The organism is Ruegeria sp. HKCCA5491, from assembly GCF_013034565.1.
Taxonomy (GTDB): Bacteria; Pseudomonadota; Alphaproteobacteria; order Rhodobacterales; family Rhodobacteraceae; genus Ruegeria.
The window spans coordinates 464,394-485,568 of record NZ_WQGG01000001.1 but is presented as its reverse complement, the minus strand read 5'-3'; the positions used below and the strand labels follow the sequence as shown (position 1 = coordinate 485,568).

Genomic DNA, 21,175 nt, shown 5'->3' with positions numbered 1-21,175 from the left:
GTTACACTCCGCAGGTGGCCTCGATGATCGGGTCGTTGGTTTCCCCCTTGATCCAGTCAGCGTTCAGCAACTGGCCGTCCGCGCTGAATTCCGCGCCGTCTGCCAGATTGGCCCGCAGATTCTGAGCGCAGTCGACCGCGACCGGCAGTTTCGAAACCGGTGACCAGCGGCCAAAGAAATAGATATCAACCAGCCGTTGATCCGGCACTTGTTCGTTGCTGCGGACCGAGGCGGTGTCGATTGCCGCAAAGCGTTCCACATAAGGCACCGCATACGTCCACGGGCGATAGAAGGCACGACTTTCAACTTGTTGGATGACCTCCATGCCTTCGGGCAGGGTGTCAGACGTGCGGTCGTACCACGAATATTCGCTGCTGATCGTCGCCACGATCATGCCCAGCCCAGCGGCGACAGGGGCTATCCATTTGGGCAGACGCCCTTTGACCAGCTTGTTCACCAGCATCACGACGCCCGCACAGGCGATGCCGACAAAGATTGTGGCGATCAATTCCAGGAACATTCATTCTCTCCCAATTCCGGCTGGTTCAGCCGAGCATTCCTTTTCCATGCCCTACCGCGGATTGCATCGTTTTTACCACAACGAAGGCGTCGCGCAGATGGCTTCGCTCAAAGTCCGACAAGTCAGAGGGGGGCAGGAAATTGTCCGGTGCCTTTTCGCCTTTCACAAGTCGAACCTGATGCTCTAACCGGGTTTCGGCAATCAGATCGTAAGCGTCCAACAAGTCACGCGCGCCGGAGTCGCTGAGGATGCCGGCGCTGGCTGCGGCCTTGAGCCGGGCGCGTGTATTGGCCTCGGGCAGTTCCCCCTGCAGGCTGTAGATGCGCGCCAAATCCACAACTGGAACAACGCCATTATGCTTTAGATCCAGCGTGTTGCGATGCTCACCTGATCTAATTGTCGCGAAGCCGCGCAGCAGTCCTAGCGGCGGGGTGTGTTTCAGTGAATTCGAGATCATGTGCGCGACAAAAATCGAGTTTGCTTTGGCCGCGGCAAGCGTGTCGGCTTGCAGGTCATCAAACAATTTAAACGCGCCACCGATCGGACGCAGGTCGAACATGACCGAGGCCAGCATCTGTGCCTCGGGGTTGGGTTTGGCGATCCAGCCTTTGAAATAGTCGCGCCATACGCGCACCGGCTGACACCAGCGCGGGTTCGTCGCCATCATGTCGCCGGGGCAATAGAAATACCCACAGGTGTCCAGCCCGTCCGAGACGAATTTGGCCAGAGCCGCGAAATAGGCCATATCGTCATCCGTGACGTCGTCATCCAGCATCAGGCAGTTGTCCTGATCCGATACACCCGTCTGTTCCTGTCGACCCTGCGATCCACAGGCCAACCACAGGTAAGGGACGGGCGGCGCGCCAAGTTCTGCTTCGGCCAGTGTCAGCAACCTGCGGGTTGCCGTATCCGCGATGTCCGTGATCAGGCGTGTCACGATCTCATGCCGGTTTCCGGCGGCGACCAATTGCACTAAAAGCTGCGGGATTTCCTCGGTCACCGCTGCCATTTGCTGCGCCGTCTGCGCCGAAGCGATCCGGCGGACAAGTTCGGCGGAATTCACCGCCTGATAGTGGGTCAGGTCGGTCTGCGTTACGATACCGACAAGCCGCCCACCTTCCGAGATCGGGATATGGCCAATCCCGCGCTCCATCATGATGTGCAGAACATCTGATCCAATGTCCGAGGGTAACAAGGTAATCGGATCAGCCGTCATGATGCCCGACACAGGTGTGTCGTTCGGCAGCCCATCGGCCACGAATTTACCCGAGATATCGCGCAGCGTTACGATTCCAAGCAGCGCCTCGCCTTCGGTCACGCAGAGCGATGAGATGTGTTTGTCGCGCATCATCTTCGCCGCCTCGCGCACTGTTGTGGTAGGCGGGCAGGTGGCCGGGTTATGCGCCATCAAAACGTCTATGGCGCTTGTCGCCAAACTCTGAGGGCCAGACCGGGTGTCGCGGGTTCGATTGAAGAATTTGGATACGACCGGATGCCCGTCGATCAGATCACGCACCAGATCGGGTGGCAAAACCAGCAGCACCGAGGGCGTATGCGCCTTGGCCTTCGTCGCGGCCTTTCCACCCTTTAAAAGGCCTCGTTCGCCAAAGGAGTTTCGCAATCCCAGATGAGATACGACCGCGTCATTCCCATCCTTTATTTCCACCTGTCCTTCGTAGATCACAAAGACGCCGGGCAGGGTGTGGCCCAGCTCGTATACCGGGTAACCCTCTTCGACTTCCCAGACTTCGATCTGATGGGCTACCGCGTCCAGAACATCCGCTGGCAGGGCGTCATAAGGATGTACGGATTTCAGAAACCGAGTGATCTCGTCATGGGACAGGGGCATCGGATACTCCGCGGTTTCGGGGTTGAAAAATCCCGCCCGGTGGTGTGCCGGGCGGGAGTAGTCAGTCGAAAGATGCAGCCTTTGGCAAGAGGCCTTGGGGCCGCATCATGGCTCAGTGATCCTGAGCTGCGCCCGCGCCACGGGGAATGCGGATGCTTTCGACCATATCTTTGATCTCTTCCGGGGTCTCTTTGGTCGCGCCTGCTACAAAGTAGGCGATGGCAAAGTTGACCATGGCACCGATCGCACCGAACGAGGTCGACTTGATCGGACCCAGCAGCGGATCAGCATCTGTGAACGAGTTGGTGCCCGGAATGAACAGCCAGCCTTTGTGCAGGAAGATGTAGATCAGGGTCACAACCAGACCGGCCAGCATACCCGCGACCGCGCCGACATTGTTGATGCGGGTCGAGAAGATCCCCATCATCAGCGCCGGGAAGATCGAGGCCGCCGCCAGACCGAAGGCCAGCGCAACTGTCTGCGCCGCAAATCCCGGAGGATTCAGACCCAGATAGGTTGCAACCGCGATGGCAACAGCCATTGCGATCCGTGCCGACAGAAGCTCTCCTTTTTCCGAGATCTGCGGGTTGATCGCACCTTTGATCAGGTCGTGGGACACCGCCGACGAGATCGCCAGCAGCAGGCCCGCAGCGGTTGACAGAGCGGCCGCAAGACCACCGGCAGCAACCAGACCGATAACCCAGCTTGGCAGGTTTGCGATCTCGGGGTTGGCCAGAACCAGGATGTCACGGTTGAACTTGGTCAGCTCGTTTCCGACCCAGCCTTTTTCCTCGGCAAGTGCCTGCATGTCGGCATTTGCGTCGTTGTAGTACTGGATCTTGCCGTCGCCGTTCTTGTCTTCCCAGTCCAGCAGGCCGGTTTTCTGCCATGTCTGCATCCAGTCATAGCGTGCGTCATTGTCGATCTGTTCGACCGAAACGGCGCCACCTTCGATGCCACCATTGGGCCACATCATGTCGGTGATGTTCAGGCGGGCCATGGCACCAACTGCGGGCGCAGTCAGGTACAGCAGCGCGATGAACACCAGTGCCCAACCGGCGGACCAGCGTGCGTCAGACACCTTGGGAACGGTGAAAAAGCGCATGATGACGTGCGGCAGACCGGCGGTACCGATCATCAGCGACAGCGTAAACAGCACCATGTTCAGAGTGTCCGAATGGTGGGTGGTGTATTCGTTGAAACCCAGCTCGGTCACGATGGCGTCCAACTTGGCCAGCAGCGGTTCACCGCTGGCGGTATCGCCAAACAGACCCAGCGCCGGAACAGGTGTGCCTGTCAGTTGCAACGAGATGAAGATCGCCGGGATAGTATAGGCCGTAATCAGCACGCAGTACTGAGCGACCTGCGTGTAGGTCACACCTTTCATGCCGCCAAACACCGCATAGGCGAACACCACACAGGCACCGATCAGCAGACCGGCAGTGTTGCTGACCTCAAGGAAACGGCCAAAGGCAACACCAACGCCGGTCATCTGACCGATCACGTAGGTCACCGATGCGACGATCAGACAGATCACAGCAACGATACGGGCGGTCTGGCTGTAGAACCGGTCGCCGATGAATTCGGACACAGTGAACTTGCCGAACTTGCGCAGATAGGGCGCCAGAAGCAGGGCCAGCAGCACATAGCCGCCCGTCCACCCCATCAGGTAGGTCGAGTTGTCATAGCCGGTAAAGGCAATCAGGCCCGCCATCGAAATGAACGAGGCCGCAGACATCCAGTCCGCCGCTGTCGCCATACCGTTGGTAACCGGGTGAACGCCGCGACCAGCAGCGTAGAATTCCGATGTAGAACCCGCACGGGCCCAGATCGCGATGCCGATGTACAGCGCGAAGGATGCGCCGACAAATAGCAGGTTGATGGTAAACTGGTCCATGGGACTTATTCCTCCTCAACGCCGTATTCGGCGTCCAGTTTGTTCATGCGCCAGGCGTAGTTGAAGATCAGCACCAGAAAGACCAGGATTGATCCCTGCTGGGCAAACCAAAAGCCCAGATCGGTGCCGCCCACGGAAATACCCGACAGCAGCGGACGCAGCAGAATGCCGAATCCAAAAGACACCAGCGCCCAGATCACGAGGCTGATGTAGATGAGACGCAGATTGGCCTGCCAATAGCCCTTGTCGGCCTCGGCAGTCTGCGCGGAGTTTGTTGATTGATCCGCCATCGCGGGGTCCTCCTTCGCTTCCTCCTGTTGCGACCCTTTGCCCAATCCACCGGTGCTTGGGGCCGCTTTCCGATACGCCCAAGGCCGGTTGGCATCAGGCAAAACCTCTCCGATCCGCCAAGGCGGGTCCGATGAAGTATCCGTTTAGGAATTCAGCCCTTATTCAGGGCGGGCTGCATTCCCTTAGTTCATCGCGCTGCTGACAACTTTCTCAAGCTGGCTTGCGATGTCGTCGATATTGCCCATGGCGTTCAGTCCTTCCAGAACGCCATGGTCTTGGTAATACGTGATCAGAGGCGCAGTTTGCGCGTGGTAGGCCGCAAGGCGCGAGGCGACGGTTTCGGCGTTATCATCTGCGCGACGTTTGAATTCGGAACTGCCACACTTGTCGCATTTCCCGTCGGTCGCCGGGATTTTGAACGTGTCGTGATACCCTTCACCACACATTGCACAGGTGTAACGGCCCGATATACGCGTGACCATTTCCGCATCTTCAACCTCAAGGCTGATTGCGGCGTTGATCCTCTGGCTGGTTTCGGACAGCAACGTATCCAGTGCCTGCGCCTGAACTGTCGTGCGCGGGAAGCCGTCAAGGATGACACCCTTGCCGCAGTCCGGCTCGGCCAGACGGTCGCGCAGGATGGCGATGACAATATCGTCACTAACCAACTCGCCAGCTTCCATGACGGCTTTGGCGGTTTTGCCTGCCTCTGTTCCCGCAGCGACCGCTGCGCGCAGCAGGTCGCCGGTGCTCAGTTGAACCAGTCCGAACTTGTCTTCCAGCATCCGGGCCTGCGTTCCCTTCCCGGCACCCGGAGGGCCGAGAAGGATCAGAACAGCGGGTGTGGTGATCGTGGCAGCGTCCATCACATCCTCACTTATTTGCGCGGTTTTCGATCAGGTCTTCAACCACCGATGGATCAGCCAGCGTCGAGGTGTCACCGAGCGAGCCAAAGTCATTCTCGGCGATCTTGCGTAGGATACGGCGCATGATTTTACCCGAGCGGGTTTTTGGCAGACCTGGCGCCCACTGGATCACGTCCGGCGAGGCAATCGGTCCGATCTCGGTCCGTACCCAAGTGCGCAGTTCTTTCAGCAGATCATCCGAAGGCTCACGATCATTCATCAGAGTGACATAGCAATAGATGCCCTGACCCTTGATTTCATGGGGATACCCGACCACAGCGGCTTCAGCCACGGCAGCGTGGGCAACCAGCGCGCTTTCCACCTCGGCGGTGCCCATGCGGTGCCCCGAGACGTTGATTACGTCGTCAACACGTCCGGTGATCCAGTAATCGCCACCCTCGTCACGACGGCAGCCGTCACCGGTGAAGTAATAGCCTTTGTAGTCCGAGAAATAGGTCTTTTCGAACCGCTCATGATCGCCCCAGATGGTGCGCATTTGCCCGGGCCAACTGTCCTTGATGCACAACACACCCTCGACCCCGTTGCCTTGGATCTCGACACCCGACTGCGGGTCCAGAACCACGGGCTGCACACCAAAGAAGGGCTTCATCGCCGAGCCGGGCTTGGTCGAATGTGCGCCGGGCAGGGGGGTCATCATGTGACCGCCAGTTTCAGTCTGCCACCACGTATCGACGATCGGGCATTTACCCTGGCCGACCACGTCATTGTACCAGTTCCACGCTTCTGGGTTGATCGGTTCACCCACCGTGCCCAGCAGGCGCAGGTCGCTGAGGTCGTGCTTTTCAACAAACTCTTTGCCCTGACCCATCAGCGCGCGGATCGCGGTAGGGGCGGTGTAGAATTGGTTTACCTTGTGCTTGGCGCAAACCTCCCAAAAGCGGCCTGCATCGGGATAGGTCGGGACGCCTTCGAACATCAGTGTAGTCGCACCGTTGGCCAGTGGGCCATAGACGATATAGCTGTGGCCGGTAACCCAGCCCACATCCGCTGTACACCAATAGATGTCGCCGTCGTGGTAATCGAACGTCACTTCGTGAGTCAGCGATGCATAAACGATGTAGCCGCCAGTGGTGTGTACAACACCCTTGGGCTGACCTGTCGAACCAGAGGTATAGAGGATGAACAGCGGGTCTTCGGCATTCATTTCCGCCGGGGCGCAATAGTCATCCGCCTCAAGCGCCATTTCGTTGTAGTCAAAGTCGCGGCCGCTGATCCACGTGGTCTGGCCGTTGGTGCGCTTGACCACAAGGCATTTAACAGTGTCCTTGCAGTGCAGCAGCGCCGCATCGGCGTTGGATTTCAGCGGGGTCTTGCGGCCTCCGCGCGGCGCTTCGTCTGCTGTGATGACAACCTTCGCGTCGCAGCCATTGATCCGCGCCGCCAGAGCGTCCGGCGAGAAACCTGCAAACACAATAGAATGGATCGCGCCGATCCGCGCACAAGCCAGCATCGCATAGGCTGCTTCGGGGACCATCGGCAGATAGATCACCACGCGGTCGCCTTTGCGCACACCCATCGACTCGAGGATATTTGCCATCCGGCAGGTGCGACGGTGCAGTTCCGAATAGGTGATATGCTGGGCCGCGTCATTTGGATCATCCGGCTCCCAGATGATCGCTGTCTGATCGCCGCGTGTTTCAAGATGGCGATCCAGACAGTTGGCTGAAACGTTCAGCGTGCCATCAGCAAACCAGTTGATTCCGACCGAGCCGAAATCATAGCTGACATCCTTGACCTGGGTGAAAGGTTTGATCCAATCGATACGCTTTCCCTGCTCGCCCCAAAAGGCGTCGGGATCGTTGACGGAGGCTGCGTACATTTCGGAATATTTGTCAGCATCGACATGTGCACGCGCAACGGTTTCTGCGGATGGCGGATAAACATTGGCATCTGCCTGGGCAGCGGTTGTCATTCTGAGGCTCCTCCCTCTAGGACTGAAATTTACGGGCCCGATTTTGCCTGCTGATTTGGCAATGTCGACCCGCATCCTCCCGGTACCGAATAATACGGAGAACTGAAAACAAGGGAATAAATTACAGAAAACTATAGATTAGTTTGTAAATAAATTTCTGTGCATCTCGGAAAACAGAAAATGAATTTAAAAATTTTTCCTAAAAATATTTCAAAAACAGATAATTAGTTGTAATTGAATTGACGTGTAAAAGCTGACATCTGAACCATAGGCAATAGGTATTAGAAAATCATCTTTTGGTTGTTAGCGCCCAACAGATTCGAGGAACAAGAGGATGTACTGTGTGCCGGGGGTTGGCACGTTCAAATGTTGGCGCTAGCTTTGTTCCCAAGCGCCCCGGTAGGAGGCGCAACAAAGGGAGAAATCATGATGAATAAGATGTTGAGCGGTGCCGCCGTCGCCGCTTTGACCGTTGCTTTCGTGTCCGAAGCCGCAGCAACCGAATGGAGCGCCTCGGTTTGGGGCAAGCGCCGCGCCTTTACCGAGCATGTTGAGAAGCTGGCCGAACTGGTCAGCGAAAAGACAGGCGGTGAATTTACGATCAATGTCAGCTATGGCGGTTTGTCCAAGCCACGTGAAAACCTGGATGGGATCGAGATAGGAGCCTTTGAAATGGCTCAGTTCTGCGCTGGGTATCACCGCGACAAGAACCGGGCGATCACGGTTCTGGAGCTGCCGTTCCTGGGCGTAAACACGTTGGACGAAGAAGTGGCCGTCAGCCATGCCGTTTACGACCATCCAGCAGTCCAGGATGAGATGGCCCAGTGGAACGCGCGCATCATCATGACCTCGCCGATGCCGCAGTATAACCTTGTTGGCACAGGCGATCCGCGCGCAACCTTGGCGGATTTCGATGGAATGCGGGTACGTGCGACGGGCGGTCTGGGACAGGCATTCGAGGCCGTTGGCGGCGTACCGACATCGGTTCCCGCGACCGAGGCGTTCAATGCAATGGAATCAGGTGTTGTTGACACTGTTGCATTTGCCCAGCACGCACACCTGTCCTTTGGAACCATTAACGAAGCAGACTGGTGGACCGCAAACCTGAACCCCGGCACTGTTAACTGCCCCGTTGTTGTAAACATCGACGCGTATGAGGCACTGCCGGCCGAGCACCGTGAAGCGCTCAACAGTTCGATCGACGAGGCGATTGAACACTACCTTGCCAACTATGGCGGGCTGTTGGAGCAGTGGGACGGCGTTTTGTCCGAAAAGGGCGTTGAAAAGGTCATGATCGACGATGCGGTGATCGAAGAATTCCGCACAAAGGCCGCCGATCCGATCCGTGAACAGTGGATTGCTGACATGTCTGCGCAGGGTCTGCCTGCACAGGAATTGTATGATCTGGTTCAAACCACGTTGCAACAGCAGCGCAGCGGAAACTGATCTGCATGTTCCGGGTGCCTGGCAGGGCACCCGGATACCAATAATAAACAAGGGGATCACCGGAATGGCAGGACAGGCCACGGTGCTGGAAGATGGCAGTCGCCTCAGCCGGCTTGATCACCATCTGCTTAGGATAGAGCGGTTTCTTGCCCTGATAAGCGGCCTCGCTGTCTTTGGCCTGATGGTTCTTGCGGTTGTGTCAGTCAGCGGACGCAACGCATTCAACGCGCCTTTACCCGGCTATGTGGACTGGATCGAACAGGCCATGCCACTGATTGCGTTTCTTGGCGTGTCTTTCGTTCAGCGTGACGGGGGACATATACGTATGGATATCGTGATCTCTCGCCTGCACGGTCGGGCGCTTTGGCTGTTCGAACTGATCTCGGTCGTCCTTATCCTTGTGTTGATGCTGGCTCTTGTCTGGGGAAGCTGGTCGCATTTCGACCGCTCATTCGATTTCGGCGCACCATTGTGGAGCCGCGACAGCTCGATCGACATTGGTATCCCGCTTTGGCCTGCAAAACTGTTGGCACCTGTCGCGTTTTCTGTGCTGTGTGTGCGTTTGGTCCTGCAAATCTGGGGATATGGGCGGGCCTTTATTCTTGGGTTGGAAAACCCCGTGGCCGTGCCCTTAATTCAGGATGCCGCCGCGCAAGCCGCAGCCGAAGCCGAGCAATTTGAGGGGCAGGACGAGTAGATGGACAGTATTGACATCGGGCTCTGGGTCACCGGTGGCCTGCTTGTATTGGTCGTCACAGGTATGCGCGTGGCTTTTGCTGCTGGTCTGGCCGGATTGGTGGGGTTGGTTTGGATTTTCTGGGCCAAGTTCGGTTACGACCCGGACCGGTTCGGCAAGGCTCTGACGGTTGCCGTCAAAACGGCGGGGCAGGTGCCGCATTCCAAAGTCGCAGCCCACACCCTTAGCCTGATCCCGACTTTCATCCTGATCGGGTACCTTGCTTACTATGCAGGCCTGACCCGCGCATTGTTTGAGGCGGCCAAGCGTTGGGTCGCCTGGGTGCCGGGAGGGTTGGCCGTATCGACCGTATTCGCGACGGCGGGCTTCGCGGCTGTATCCGGCGCCTCGGTTGCGACGTCAGCAGTATTCGCACGCATCGCGATCCCCGAGATGCTGAAGGTCGGGTACAACAAGCAGTTCGCCGCGGGTGTGGTTGCGGCTGGCGGAACTTTGGCGTCATTGATCCCACCCTCTGCGATCCTTGTGATCTATGCCATTATCGTTGAACAGGACGTTGGAAAGCTCCTGTTGGCCGGTTTCATTCCGGGCGCGTTCTCGGCCGTGGTCTATGGATTGCTGATCGTGGGGATTGCGGTTGTGTTCAAGTCCGTTGGCCCACCGGTCACCGGCTTTACATGGAAACAGCGTTTTGCCGCGCTGCCGGGTGCATTTCCGATCGTGGCCGTGATCCTGATAATCATCTGTTTCGTCTATAACCCATTTGGTGAAAAAGCATGGGGCACACCGACCGAAGGCGGAGCAATCGGCGCATTTATCGTGTTCTGCTTCGCTCTTTTCCACGGGATGCGCTGGACCGAGCTGAAGTCCGCACTGCTCGAGACTGCAAAGCTGACTGCGATGATCTTTTCGATCATCTGGGGCGTTCTGATCTACGTGCGTTTTTTGGGATTTGCCGACTTGCCGGGCGCTTTCTCGGATTGGATCACCGGGTTGGAAATGTCCCCGATGCTGATCCTGATTTGTATCCTGCTCGCCTATGCGGTGCTGGGGATGTTCATGGATGCCATCGGGATGCTCTTGCTGACCTTGCCGGTTGTTTACCCGGCGGTCATGGCGCTGAACGGTGGCGAGACTGTCAGCGCAGCAGATAGTGCTTTTGGCATGTCTGGGCCGATGTGCGCCATCTGGTTTGGAATCCTTGTAGTCAAGATGGCCGAGTTCTGCCTCATCACACCACCGATCGGTTTGAATTGCTTTGTTGTTGCAGGTGTACGCCCAGACCTGAGTGTTCAGGACGTTTTTAAAGGGGTGACCCCCTTCTTTGTCGCAGACGCGGTCACTATCGCATTGCTTGTCGCGTTCCCGGGAATAGTTCTCTATCTTCCGTCGCTTGCCAGTTAGCAGTTTGTATTTTGCGAGGCTCTGCCTCGCGCTCCGGGATATTTTTGGCAAGATGAAGAACGGATCCCGCACTTCATCTGGCCCTAAATATCCCGGGGAGTCGCCCGCAGGGCGGCGGGGGCAGCGCCCCCAATCAACTTGCTCGCATCAACATTCCGTACAGGTCGCGCGGATCGTCAGGGTCAGCCAGCATATCGAGCGGCTCGTAGAAATCTGTCCCGTCGATTGTGGTTTTGATGTAGCGCAGGGCCGAGAAATCCTCGATTGCAAAACCGACACTGTCGAACAGGGTGATTTGTCGGTCGTCGCGCCGACCCGGAGCTTGCCCAGTTATGACCTGCCACATTTCGGTGACGGGGTGATCCTGATCAAGCGCCTGGATTTCACCTTCAATGCGGGTTTGTTCAGGATATTCGACGAAAATCTCTGACCTTAGCAGGATATCCCGGTGCAACTCGGTTTTGCCGGGGCAGTCGCCGCCGATGGCGTTGATATGAACGCCGGGGCCGACCATGTTATCGGTCAGAATTGTTGCGTATTTCTTGTCGGCGGTGCAGGTGGTGATGATCTGAGCACCCTCAATGGCGTCTTCAGGCGTTTTGCAGCAAACGACCGTCAGGCCAGATGCCTCGAGGTTCGAGGCGCATTTCTGAGTTGCATTTGGATCGGTGTCATACAAGCGTACCGTATCAATTCCGCACATTGCCTTGAAGGCCAGGCATTGGAACTCGGACTGCGCGCCATTGCCGATCATAGCCATCGATGTGGCCGATTTCGGAGCCAAATAGCTGCCCACAAGCGCAGAGGTCGCCGCGGTTCGCAATGCCGTCAAAAGGGTCATCTCGGTCAGCAATGTGGGATAGCCGGTATACACGTCGGCCAGCAGACCAAAGGCCGTGACGGTTTGCAGCCCTTCTGACGTGTTTTTGGGATGACCGTTGACGTATTTGAATCCGTAGGCTTCACCGTCCGACGTTGGCATAAGCTCGATAACGCCATGCGGTGAGTGCGCAGGTATACGCGGTGTTTTGTCGAAACTTTCCCACCGCTTGAAGTCGGCTTCAATCTGGGTCGCGATCTGCGTGATCATGCGCTCGACGCCGATGTGGTGTACCAATCGCATCATGTTGTCGACAGAAACAAATGGCACCAGTGCCTTGTCAGAAGGTTGTGTCATCAAAAACTCCGGGTCGGGCGGTCAAAGATTCGACGCCCCAGCAAAGAGGCGGCCAGATCGACCATCAGTTTTGCGGTTCTACCGCGTTCATCCAGAAAGGGGTTCAGCTCAACCAGGTCCAATGAGCACACAAGCCCGCTTTCGTGTAGAAGCTCCATAACCAGATGCGCTTCGCGTTCGGTTGCGCCGCCGGGAACGGTCGTGCCGACGGCTGGTGCGATCGAGGGGTCGAGGAAATCCACATCGAGCGAAACATGCAGGATTCCGTTTGCTGCCCGTACCCTGTCAAGGAATGCCATCAGAGGGGCTTTGATTCCATGTTCGTCGATGCTGCGCATGTCGGCCAGCATCGCGTTGTCTTGTTCAAGCCTTTGCCGCTCGGCTGGGTCAACAGAACGCAGACCGATCATGCCAACGCGATCGGTTGGAACTGGGATCGTTACCGCCGGAAAGCCATCAAAACCCGGCTGACCGGTGAAATAGGCGACAGGTGTGCCGTGCAGGTTGCCGCTGTCGGTGCTGCCGGGCGTGTGGAAGTCGCTATGCGCATCCAGCCAGAGCACAAACAGGGGTCGGTCAATTCCGTCGGCATATTCAGACATGCCTTTGACCGTTCCCATCGACAAAGCGTGGTCGCCGCCCATAAAGATAGGCAGTCCCTTCGCCGCGGTTTCTTGGGCGACGCGACTTAGCGCGTGCGTCCAGCCCACGCATTCCGGCAGGGCAAACAGGTGATCATGCGGCGGTATGTCAGTGTCGTCTGCACGAATGTCACCGACGTCCTGAACCGTATGTCCCAAGTTTGCCAGAGCCTGCTCCAATCCTGCCACTCGATAAGCGTCAGGACCCATTCGACAACCTTGCCGGCGTTTACCCGCATCCATCGGAGCGCCGACCAATATTACGTTTCCTGTATCCATATTACTATCTAACCACTCGTTGCGGGTTGCGAATAGACTGCAAAGTGTTCAAAAAGATATCTGTCAATACAAAGTGAGAAGTAGTTATGGACGATTTGGATGGTCGATTGCTCAGTGCTTTGCACCGCGATGCCCGCGCGTCGCTGTCAGAGCTTGCCGAAACGCTGGGAGTAACGCGCGCGACAGTGCGCAACCGCTTGCAGCGCCTCAAGCAGTCGGGCGAAATCGTAGGGTTTACGGTGCTGACTCGGCAAGATGTGGCGCAAAGCCCGGTTCGCGGCTTGATGACGCTTGAGATCGAAGGCCGCGGCACCGAACGGACCATGTCGCGGATCGCGGCTTTGCCGCAGGTTCGAGCCGTGCATTCGACCAATGGAAGCTGGGATCTGATTGCGGAAATCGGGACCGAAACCTTGGCTGAATTGGATGAGATCCTCTTTCAAATTCGGCGGATGGAAGGGATCACCCGTTCTGAGACCAATCTGCTGCTCTCGACCCGCAAGGGGCGCGTCTGACGCCCGTAGTGCTTTGACGTTCAATGAAATTGTGCAACAGTTTCCCGGCGTAGTGATACGCACGAGTGACCATAATCGGGCCTGAGAGCAGGGGAACATTATGACGACGCAGGACACAGGCGAAGAACTGTGGGCGGTTCGCTGGGCCGAACGTGCGACAGGTTTTTTTGAGCGACCTCTGGTCCGTATCGCAATTCCGGTGTTGGTCACATTGATCGCGCTGGTCGTTTTGCATGAGTTGTCGTCGCATGTGAAATGGTCAGACGTTCAGACAGACGTGGCAAGTACGTCTTGGAAGCTGATGTTCTTTGCCGTCTGCTGGACGGCATTCAGCTTTGTTTCCCTGTCCATGTACGACGTTTTTGCAGTTCAAAGCGTGGCGGATGGTGAAGTTCCCTTGCCCGTCGCGGGGATGGCGGGGGCGTGTGGCTATGCCGTGTCGAACTGTTTGGGCTTTTCCTACATCACGGGAACGGCGATCAGGTACCGCATTTATGCCTCACTTGGACTGGACCTTGGGCGGGTCGCGGGTGTTATCGCTACATCGTGGATAGCGTTCTGGTCAGGTATGGTCTTGTTGCTGGGCTGCCTGTTGACCCTTCATCCTGACGGGATTTCCAAGATACTGCCGATCAACGAAACTGTCGAAACCGTCATAGGTATCGGTCTTCTTATCGGCCTTGCGACGTTGTTGATCTGGCTGGCAAAGGGCGGGCGCAGGCTGGCCTATGGTGGGCTGGGGTTCAATCTGCCCGGTGGGAAATTGGCCGGATTGCTAACCCTCGCAGCCATTGGTGATCTGTTCGGAGCGTCCATGACGCTATATGTCCTGATGCCAGATGATCTGGGTATCGGTTTCCCGTTCTTTTTTGCTGTGTACATTGGCGCCATCGCGGTCGGTATTCTAAGCCACGCTCCGGGCGGGATTGGCGCGTTTGAGGCAACGCTGATCGCAGGGCTGGGGGCCTCGGGCCGCTCGGACGTCATTGCTGCCTTGTTGCTGTACCGGTTGGTTTATACGTTCCTGCCATTCGCTATCGCTAGCCTTTCAATCGCGGTCGCGTCTGCCTTGACGCATCGTCGCAGAATTGGCGGAGCCGCCACGTGGGTTTACCGCGTCCTACGCCCCATCGTGCCGATGGTCGCTGCGGGTGTGTCAGCCGTTGCCGGGGTGATCCTGCTTGTCTCTGGGGCGCTTCCGACCAGCAGCCAAAACCTTGGGGTCCTGCGGGATTTCCTGCCTTTATCTTTTGTCGAGGCGTCGCACCTTGCAGGAAGCGCGGTTGGCGTTCTGTTGATCCTTGTCTCGCGCGGGCTGTTCCGAAAACTCTATCGTGCTTGGATCGTGGCTATGCTGCTGATGGTTGCCGGCTTTTTTGCGTCACTGACCAAGGGCCTGGATACGCATGAAGCCGTTAGTATGCTGGGTACAATCGGTTTGCTTGCCATGTTCCGGGGCGCATTCTATCGCGTCAGCGGTGCGTCGATTTTTAGGTTGAATATCCCGTGGCTTGTCAGTGTGATTGCCCTGCTGGCCGTCATTTTCTGGATTGGTTTGTTCGCCTATTCCCACGTGGAATATCAAAATTCCCTATGGTGGGAGTTCGCGTGGAACGGTGACGCCTCGCGTTTCCTGCGCTCCAGCCTGATTGTGGCGGTCATTTTGGGCGTGGTTGCCGTGAACACGCTGTTTGGAAGGGACATTCCACCACCAGTTCGCACCGAGATCCCCAAAGCGGTCGAACGTCTGGCGATGGAAAGCGAAGATACCGAGGCGCAAATCTCATTGACTGGCGACAAGCAGTTTTTGATGTCGCCCGAGGAAAACGCTTTTCTGGCCTACGCCGATACCGGCAATGCCCTGATCAGCAAGGGCGAGCCTGTCGGTGATGAAACCGCCGGTCAGCAACTGATCTGGCAACTTCGTGAAATGGCGGATCGTGAGGGCAAGCTTTGTGCGTTCTACAGTGTTTCGACCAAATACCTGCCGACCTTTCTTGATCTGGGTCTGTCGATTCTGAAAATCGGTGAGGTCGCGCGTGTGCCGCTGAATGACTTTTCCCTGGACGGAAAGTCGCGAAAACGCTTCCGTCAGGCCAAAAACCGGGCCGAGCGGGAGGGGTATGTGTTCGAAATCATCCCTAAAGAGCAGCTTGCACCGGTTCTGCCCGAGTTGCGGAAGATTTCCGATGATTGGCTCGCGCAAAAAGCAGGTGAAGAAAAGGGGTTCGCCCTCGGTGGGTTTGACGACGAATACCTTTCATATTTTGACCATGCGGTTCTGCGTAATGGGGCGACGGGTGAAATCGTTGCGTTTGCCAATCTGTTTCAGGGTGGTCACAAATCTGAACTGTCGCTGGACCTGATGCGGTATGAGCCCGACAGTCCCAGCTTTGTCATGGACGCCCTGTTTGCCGAGATGATGTCTTGGGGGGCAGAGCAGGGGTTCCAATGGTTTTCGCTGGGTGCCGCGCCGTTTTCAGGGATCGAAAACCGTCAGCTTGCCTCGATCTGGAATCGCATTGGCGGGTTCGTTTACGAACATGGTGAACAGTTTTATCACTTTGAGGGGCTTCGATCCTTCAAGCAGAAGTTCGATCCGGACTGGAGCCCGAACTATCTGGCCAGCCCCGGAGGTCTGGCGGCCCCCCGAATATTGTATGAGGTGAACATCCTTATCTCAGGCGGGTTGAGGGGCCTGACGAAATAGCGATCAATTCAGGCTGACCCCGGTGGGCGCTTCCTGCAGCAGGTCGCCCCAATCCGTGCGGTATGCCATTTCTGCCAATACGGTCTCGGGCAGGAATTCCTGATTCTGACGAATTTGCCAACCTCCGCCCAGCCCCTTGTAGACTGCGACCAGATTGCTGGAGACCTGCTGTCTGGCTTCGATCAAATTCGCCTGCGACTGCAACAGCACGGTTTGCGTGTTCAGAATGCGGGAATAGCTGGCAGCCCCATCGCGGTACTGATCCACCGCAATCTCAGCCGCCTTGCGTGAGGCAGCGACACTGTTTTCATAAAAGCCAACCTGCTTGCGGGACTGAGTATAGGCGACCATCGCGCTTTCAACTTCGGAATAGGCCGTAAGGACAGTGTTCTGGTAGTTTGCGATAAGGGCTTGATAGGCTGCGTCCTGCGCGCGGACGTTGTTCTTGATCCGGCCATAGTTCAGGACGTTCCAGACCACCCCGGCATTGGCAAGCCCGGTCGTGCTGGCCGCCGAAAACAAATCGCGGCCGCCCGAAGCCTGCACTCCGATAGAACCCGACAGGATGAACTGTGGGTAAAGGTCCGCGAGAGCAATCCCGACCTGCGCCGATTGCGTAGCTGCCGCCAATTCAGCCGCACGCACGTCCGGGCGGCGCCGCAAAAGCTCTGCCGGAACGCCAACAGATACATTGGAACGAGCGGACGGAATGCGGCCAGAACTTCCCAACAGGCCGGACATTCGTGACGGGGTCGCGCCCAGCAGCACCGCCAGCGCGTTCTTTGTTTGCTGCAAGTCGCTTTCGATTGCGGGGACCAGAGCCTTGGTGTTATTCAGCAGCGCTTGAGACTCCTGAACATCCAGCTCAGTCGTGACGCCGTTCTTGAACCGGAGTTCGGTCAGGTTCGCGCTTTCCTGCTGCAACTGAATGTTCTCACGTGCGACAGAGAGCGACTCTTGCAACGCTCGGATGTTGACGTAAAGCGCGGCAACATCGCCTGTCAAAGTAACCAAGGCGTCGTCATAGTTGGCGACCTGAAGCGCAAGGTTAGATCGTGCTGCCTGCACACCCCGCCGTTGCGCGCCCCAGACATCCAGCTCCCATTGTGCATCAAAGCCGACTTGCGAGGTCGAAAATTCGGTATCCAAAGGGATGATCCGGTTGATGTCCGAAATCGGCCCGAGATTTTCGCTGATTTGGCGCCGATCGATAGAGCCGCCGATAGCCTGTGATTGCGGATAAAGCTCGCCAAACGCGATACCCAACTGCGCGCGGGCCTGCAAAACGCGGGCACCTGCCACTTGCAGGTCAAGGTTCTGGGCATAGGCTTCTGCGATCAGCTTGTTCAAGGTGGGGTCGTTGAATGTCTCCCACCAGCGGACCACGGGGGCGCTGCGCGAGGTCAAGCCACTGGGCCCTGTGCTTGGGCTGTTCACCTCGATCCATTCCTTCACGACCGGAGAGTTCGGCCGCACGAAATCGGGGCCAACTGGTGTGCACGCCACAAGCAAAGCTGCGCTTAGTGCTGTACCGATGATCCTGCTGCGGAAGTTGGCCCGGTTCATGGCGTGCGTCCTCAGATGTCCAGTGGTCGGATGAAGTTGGCGAAGGAATAAAGCCGGATATTGATGCGTCGCAGGAACTCAAAGCTTTTGCCCTGGCCTGTGTAGATCGCCACGGCTGCGTGCCCACCGGCGGGCAAAGTGTGGCCGTCGGGAAGATCGACCGTGATCTGCACCGCAATGCGACCCGGCAATTTGGGCAGTTCAAAACCGGGCAGGCGGCCGGATGGCAGGTATTGACCTTGGCGTGTGGCCCACCAGATCGCCTCGACCTTGCCGGTAAGGATTTCGCCCGGATACAGGTCCAACGCGACCTCGACCTCTTGACCGGGCTCAACAAATTTGAGGTTCTGCTGACGATAAGTCGCAAGAAGATAGGGGTTATCCTTGGTCACAAAGCTGGCGATCGCACCTAAACGAATATCCCCGACAACAAGACCGGGGCGCGCCTGTTGCGACACGATCATCCCGTCTTCAGGGGCGTATATCGTGGTGTTCTCAAGGAAGTACTCGGCCTTTTCCAACTGTGCCTGCGCTTGCAGGATGCCGGTATTCACCCCGTCGATTTGAGAATTCAGAGCAAGTTCCGCCTTTTCAAGGTTCGCTTCGGCCTCTTTGATCGACGCCTGGTCTTCGGTGACTTGTTCGTTCCAGCGATCCAACTCATCCTGTCGTGCGCCGCCTGCGGGAACAAGGTTTTCATACCGCGTTTGTTGCGTCAGCGAATAGGCAAGCTTGGCGTTCGCGCGTTCGACGGCTTCTGCGGCAACGATGACGTCCTGTTCAAGGATCTTCGCGTTCTGCTGTGCGGCAACCAATTGCGCGTTGGCTTCTTCAACTTCCAGCGAAAAAACGGTGTCGTCGAACCGGTATAGTGGGTCCCCTTTTTTGACCTCGGTGTTGGGTTCAACCAAAACCTCCGTCAGGATCGTCGGCTCGGTCAGGCGGGGGACGATCTGGATGGTCGAACGGACAACATGGCTGTCGATGGAAAACGGTTGAAAGAACCGCAAAGCAACAAGGAAGATCAGCAGCAGGTGTGCGCCCACCCAAAAGGACACGATGCCCCAGGCGATGTTGAAGCGCAGCCATTGCATTTTGAAGAAAATGAACCAGACGAAAATGATGTAGAAAAGCGTAATGCCGAGGGCGACAAACATGGTGTTTCAGTTCCTTTGGCTTAGCTTTTCTGCGTCTCGTCAAGGTCAAGCGGATCGCGGTATTCGTCGGTCAGTGTTCCGCCCAACCGCTTAATTTCTTTGCGCACGGCGTCCCGTTCATCGTCTGGCATACGGCGAATATCGACGGTTGTTCCATCGTGGAAGGCCCAGATAAAGGCGTGAACCCAAGGCACGATCGCCAAGAACCCCATCCAGCCCATGATCTTGACCGCCTCGGCATGAGGATGGTTTCGCTTGATCGCGATACGGCCGGGCAGCCCCATCAGGAACAGGAACAATCCCATAACCGCAGCAAGCAGCAATATCAGTGAAAGAAATGTCAGGTAGTCATAGTAGCCCAGCGGCTGCCCCAATAGTCCCATGCTCGTGCCTCCTTGAGGGACGGTTGACCCATCCTCAGTTGTTGGTCCCCAGTTCGTCAATCAGTTTGTAGTCCGTCGGCGGGTCAGCGCAGATGCCGGGGCCGCATTCCAGCAGGGTCGAGATTGCGTTCAAGGCGGCCAAGCCCAGCATTATGAAGAATGCAGCCTTCGCCAATGTGCTGCCACCGAACCGAGGCTGATCGGATGTGTCGTCAGCATATTGCCGGTCGAACATCAGCATGATGGCAGTTCCCAGCAAGATCAGGAAAAAGCAGATCGCTGCCCAAGTGTAGTAGTGGTAACCCAGTACGGGTGAGCCGTAATGCCCCGTACCTGGCACGATATGCAGCAGTATTTGCCTGACCGAAACGCTGATACCAAAGAGCGCGGCAATCAGCATCAGCGCATAATGTCTGGGCCGCGCGCCGTACAAAAGGTTCAAACCCAGCCCAACCCCAACGGCGACAAAGCCAACGCGTTGAAGCAGGCAAAGGGGGCAGGGCAGTTCGTACAGGGTCAACTGATAGATGTAGGCCAGAAGCAAAACCAGACTGACGGCCAGAGTGCCAAGGGCGTTCAGGTTTCGGGACAGATCAGGTGTCATCGCAGCCCCCTATAGTTGAATCGTCAATTGGCTGGTTGCATGGAACTTGAACCAGTAGACACTCATCGCAAGGGTGATGAAAAACAGCACATTGGCCGCTGTGGTCAATCGAAAGTAATTCAGCCCCATGGTGGCAGTAAGCAACGCAAACAAAAGCGCGATCATGGCCCGGGCCCTCCCTGCCGTGCAACGATTGCAATATGTTGTGATAGTGTCAGGCTAAGTCGCACCTGACAAGAACGGGTTTTAGAATAAGCCCCAAATACGGGAATGCAGCGCCTCACTGACCTATATTCAGCCGTGTCTGCCATTCCGCACATTTGTGCTGAAGATCACCAGTCACCGGTAAATCTGTATAGAAAACATCAACCTCAGCGAGTGAAGCTATCCTTGCCGGAGCGGTTCTTTGGAACTTGGAATGGTCCGCTACCAGCAATGTCTGTCTTGCTTGGGCGATGATTGTCTGGCTGACCCGAACTTCCTGAAAGTCAAAATCCAGCAGATCGCCTTCTGCATCAAGGGCGGAACACCCAATCACCGCATAGTCGAATTTGAACTGTTCAATTGTCGATATCGTCAGGTTTCCGACCAAGCCCCCATCTGACCTACGCAGGACGCCCCCGGCGACCACGATCTCGCAATCCGTGTTTTCGACAAGGATATTCGCAACGTTCATGTTGTTCGTCACAACCATCAGGTCCTTATGGTTCAGCAATTGGCGCGCAACCGCTTCGGTCGAGGTGCCGATGTTCATGAAAAGGGATGCGCCATCTGGGATGTCTTGTGCGCAGGTTTGCGCGATGCGGGTTTTTGTATCCGCATTCAGCGCACGGCGGTCTTCATACCCAATGTTCGAAACACCCGATCGCAACACAGCCCCGCCATGCACGCGGTCCAGTTTTCCCATATCCGCAAGCTCTGACAGGTCTCTGCGAATGGTTTGCACGCTGACATCAAAGGTTTCGGCCAGCTCCTCAACCATGACGCGCCCGTCCTGCTTGGCGATTTTCAGGATGTCAGACTGGCGGAATGAAAGTGACACGGGCATCTCCAACTGTACTGCGTATTCGTTTTTGTTCGGTTTTGGTGAAAATGCAAGGGATTGGAGTAGGATTTGCATTCTGATTTGCAGTATTTATGGCGTTTGGCGTGTCAAATACGAATAAAAACGAAAATCAACGTTGACGAACCGAGCGTCTGC

General features: G+C 56.7%; 19 protein-coding genes. 5 read left to right on the top strand and 14 right to left on the bottom strand.

Annotated features, from left to right (window positions below):
• Position 1: 1 nt before the first annotated feature.
• The 6 genes from GOV88_RS02245 to acs all read right to left on the bottom strand — a co-directional run bounded on the left by GOV88_RS02245 (position 2) and on the right by acs (position 7,395).
• The gene (locus tag GOV88_RS02245) at positions 2-520 is read right to left on the bottom strand and encodes a hypothetical protein (RefSeq protein ID WP_171121162.1); all 519 of its coding nucleotides are present in this window, start codon (positions 518-520) and stop codon (positions 2-4) included.
• Positions 521-545: 25 nt separating this feature from the next.
• Positions 546-2,369 carry a DUF294 nucleotidyltransferase-like domain-containing protein gene (locus tag GOV88_RS02240; protein ID WP_171239409.1) on the bottom strand — a complete coding sequence of 608 codons (1,824 nt, stop codon included), beginning with the start codon at positions 2,367-2,369 and terminating at the stop codon, positions 546-548.
• 112 nt (positions 2,370-2,481) lie between these two features.
• Positions 2,482-4,266, bottom strand: coding sequence for a sodium:solute symporter family protein (locus GOV88_RS02235; protein ID WP_171239408.1), 1,785 nt, complete (start codon positions 4,264-4,266; stop codon positions 2,482-2,484).
• Positions 4,267-4,271: 5 nt separating this feature from the next.
• Positions 4,272-4,556 (bottom strand): DUF4212 domain-containing protein, encoded by a 285-nt coding sequence (locus tag GOV88_RS02230; protein ID WP_171121165.1) that lies wholly within the window; start codon positions 4,554-4,556, stop codon positions 4,272-4,274.
• A 183-nt stretch (positions 4,557-4,739) separates the two neighbouring features.
• A complete protein-coding gene (locus GOV88_RS02225) occupies positions 4,740-5,423 on the bottom strand; it encodes an adenylate kinase (RefSeq protein ID WP_171239407.1) in 684 nt (227 codons plus the stop codon).
• Positions 5,424-5,430: 7 nt separating this feature from the next.
• Positions 5,431-7,395: an acetate--CoA ligase gene (gene acs, locus GOV88_RS02220; protein WP_171239406.1), complete on the bottom strand. Its 1,965-nt coding sequence runs from the start codon at positions 7,393-7,395 to the stop codon at positions 5,431-5,433.
• A 429-nt stretch (positions 7,396-7,824) separates the two neighbouring features.
• Between acs and dctP the strand changes: the two genes are divergently transcribed.
• The 3 genes from dctP (at position 7,825) to GOV88_RS02205 (ending at position 10,942) form a co-directional block, all read left to right on the top strand.
• Positions 7,825-8,841, top strand: a complete 1,017-nt coding sequence (dctP, locus tag GOV88_RS02215; protein ID WP_171239405.1) for a TRAP transporter substrate-binding protein DctP — start codon at positions 7,825-7,827, stop codon at positions 8,839-8,841.
• 64 nt (positions 8,842-8,905) lie between these two features.
• Positions 8,906-9,538, top strand: coding sequence for a TRAP transporter small permease subunit (locus tag GOV88_RS02210; RefSeq protein ID WP_171122984.1), 633 nt, complete (start codon positions 8,906-8,908; stop codon positions 9,536-9,538).
• Complete coding sequence (locus GOV88_RS02205; protein WP_171121170.1) at positions 9,539-10,942, top strand: TRAP transporter large permease; 1,404 nt, start codon at positions 9,539-9,541, stop codon at positions 10,940-10,942.
• A 133-nt stretch (positions 10,943-11,075) separates the two neighbouring features.
• On the opposite strand, the gene GOV88_RS02200 is transcribed toward GOV88_RS02205, so the two are convergent.
• Together GOV88_RS02200 and rocF are read right to left on the bottom strand one after the other, a co-directional pair.
• Positions 11,076-12,119, bottom strand: coding sequence for an ornithine cyclodeaminase (locus GOV88_RS02200; protein WP_171239404.1), 1,044 nt, complete (start codon positions 12,117-12,119; stop codon positions 11,076-11,078).
• The gene (gene rocF, locus GOV88_RS02195) at positions 12,119-13,039 is read right to left on the bottom strand and encodes an arginase (protein WP_171239403.1); all 921 of its coding nucleotides are present in this window, start codon (positions 13,037-13,039) and stop codon (positions 12,119-12,121) included. The genes GOV88_RS02200 and rocF overlap by 1 nt, the downstream gene beginning before the upstream one ends.
• An 86-nt stretch (positions 13,040-13,125) precedes the next feature.
• On the opposite strand from rocF, the gene GOV88_RS02190 reads away from it, so the two are divergent.
• Both GOV88_RS02190 and mprF read left to right on the top strand, forming a co-directional pair.
• On the top strand, positions 13,126-13,554 hold the full coding sequence (locus tag GOV88_RS02190; RefSeq protein WP_171121173.1) for an Lrp/AsnC family transcriptional regulator: 429 nt from the start codon (positions 13,126-13,128) through the stop codon (positions 13,552-13,554).
• Positions 13,555-13,654: 100 nt separating this feature from the next.
• On the top strand, positions 13,655-16,264 hold the full coding sequence (gene mprF / locus GOV88_RS02185) for a bifunctional lysylphosphatidylglycerol flippase/synthetase MprF (protein WP_171239402.1): 2,610 nt from the start codon (positions 13,655-13,657) through the stop codon (positions 16,262-16,264).
• 3 nt (positions 16,265-16,267) lie between these two features.
• Here the strand turns inward: mprF and GOV88_RS02180 are convergent, their stop codons facing one another.
• The 6 genes from GOV88_RS02180 to GOV88_RS02155 form a co-directional block, all read right to left on the bottom strand.
• Complete coding sequence (locus GOV88_RS02180) at positions 16,268-17,830, bottom strand: efflux transporter outer membrane subunit (protein ID WP_171239401.1); 1,563 nt, start codon at positions 17,828-17,830, stop codon at positions 16,268-16,270.
• Positions 17,831-17,841: 11 nt separating this feature from the next.
• Positions 17,842-18,987 carry an HlyD family secretion protein gene (locus tag GOV88_RS02175; protein ID WP_171121176.1) on the bottom strand — a complete coding sequence of 382 codons (1,146 nt, stop codon included), beginning with the start codon at positions 18,985-18,987 and terminating at the stop codon, positions 17,842-17,844.
• Positions 18,988-19,007: 20 nt separating this feature from the next.
• Complete coding sequence (locus tag GOV88_RS02170; protein WP_171239400.1) at positions 19,008-19,370, bottom strand: DUF3302 domain-containing protein; 363 nt, start codon at positions 19,368-19,370, stop codon at positions 19,008-19,010.
• 34 nt (positions 19,371-19,404) lie between these two features.
• Positions 19,405-19,974 (bottom strand): disulfide bond formation protein B, encoded by a 570-nt coding sequence (locus tag GOV88_RS02165; RefSeq protein ID WP_171239399.1) that lies wholly within the window; start codon positions 19,972-19,974, stop codon positions 19,405-19,407.
• A 9-nt stretch (positions 19,975-19,983) separates the two neighbouring features.
• On the bottom strand, positions 19,984-20,139 hold the full coding sequence (locus GOV88_RS02160) for a DUF5993 family protein (protein WP_171121178.1): 156 nt from the start codon (positions 20,137-20,139) through the stop codon (positions 19,984-19,986).
• A gap of 115 nt (positions 20,140-20,254) precedes the next feature.
• A complete protein-coding gene (locus tag GOV88_RS02155; protein ID WP_171239398.1) occupies positions 20,255-21,016 on the bottom strand; it encodes a DeoR/GlpR family DNA-binding transcription regulator in 762 nt (253 codons plus the stop codon).
• Positions 21,017-21,175: the final 159 nt, after the last annotated feature.

What these genes read in the sequence shown, in the direction of transcription:
- GOV88_RS02230 (WP_171121165.1), bottom strand. Translation starts at nt 4,556, where the DNA reads ATGGCGGATCAATCAACAAACTCCGCGCAGACTGCCGAGGCCGACAAG.
- GOV88_RS02225 (WP_171239407.1), bottom strand. Translation starts at nt 5,423, where the DNA reads ATGGACGCTGCCACGATCACCACACCCGCTGTTCTGATCCTTCTCGGC.
- GOV88_RS02245 (WP_171121162.1), bottom strand. Translation starts at nt 520, where the DNA reads ATGTTCCTGGAATTGATCGCCACAATCTTTGTCGGCATCGCCTGTGCG.
- GOV88_RS02210 (WP_171122984.1), top strand. Translation starts at nt 8,906, where the DNA reads ATGGCAGGACAGGCCACGGTGCTGGAAGATGGCAGTCGCCTCAGCCGG.
- GOV88_RS02165 (WP_171239399.1), bottom strand. Translation starts at nt 19,974, where the DNA reads ATGACACCTGATCTGTCCCGAAACCTGAACGCCCTTGGCACTCTGGCC.
- rocF (WP_171239403.1), bottom strand. Translation starts at nt 13,039, where the DNA reads ATGGATACAGGAAACGTAATATTGGTCGGCGCTCCGATGGATGCGGGT.
- mprF (WP_171239402.1), top strand. Translation starts at nt 13,655, where the DNA reads ATGACGACGCAGGACACAGGCGAAGAACTGTGGGCGGTTCGCTGGGCC.
- GOV88_RS02180 (WP_171239401.1), bottom strand. Translation starts at nt 17,830, where the DNA reads ATGAACCGGGCCAACTTCCGCAGCAGGATCATCGGTACAGCACTAAGC.
- GOV88_RS02170 (WP_171239400.1), bottom strand. Translation starts at nt 19,370, where the DNA reads ATGGGACTATTGGGGCAGCCGCTGGGCTACTATGACTACCTGACATTT.
- GOV88_RS02200 (WP_171239404.1), bottom strand. Translation starts at nt 12,119, where the DNA reads ATGACACAACCTTCTGACAAGGCACTGGTGCCATTTGTTTCTGTCGAC.
- dctP (WP_171239405.1), top strand. Translation starts at nt 7,825, where the DNA reads ATGAATAAGATGTTGAGCGGTGCCGCCGTCGCCGCTTTGACCGTTGCT.
- acs (WP_171239406.1), bottom strand. Translation starts at nt 7,395, where the DNA reads ATGACAACCGCTGCCCAGGCAGATGCCAATGTTTATCCGCCATCCGCA.
- GOV88_RS02205 (WP_171121170.1), top strand. Translation starts at nt 9,539, where the DNA reads ATGGACAGTATTGACATCGGGCTCTGGGTCACCGGTGGCCTGCTTGTA.
- GOV88_RS02175 (WP_171121176.1), bottom strand. Translation starts at nt 18,987, where the DNA reads ATGTTTGTCGCCCTCGGCATTACGCTTTTCTACATCATTTTCGTCTGG.
- GOV88_RS02160 (WP_171121178.1), bottom strand. Translation starts at nt 20,139, where the DNA reads ATGATCGCGCTTTTGTTTGCGTTGCTTACTGCCACCATGGGGCTGAAT.
- GOV88_RS02240 (WP_171239409.1), bottom strand. Translation starts at nt 2,369, where the DNA reads ATGCCCCTGTCCCATGACGAGATCACTCGGTTTCTGAAATCCGTACAT.
- GOV88_RS02190 (WP_171121173.1), top strand. Translation starts at nt 13,126, where the DNA reads ATGGACGATTTGGATGGTCGATTGCTCAGTGCTTTGCACCGCGATGCC.
- GOV88_RS02235 (WP_171239408.1), bottom strand. Translation starts at nt 4,266, where the DNA reads ATGGACCAGTTTACCATCAACCTGCTATTTGTCGGCGCATCCTTCGCG.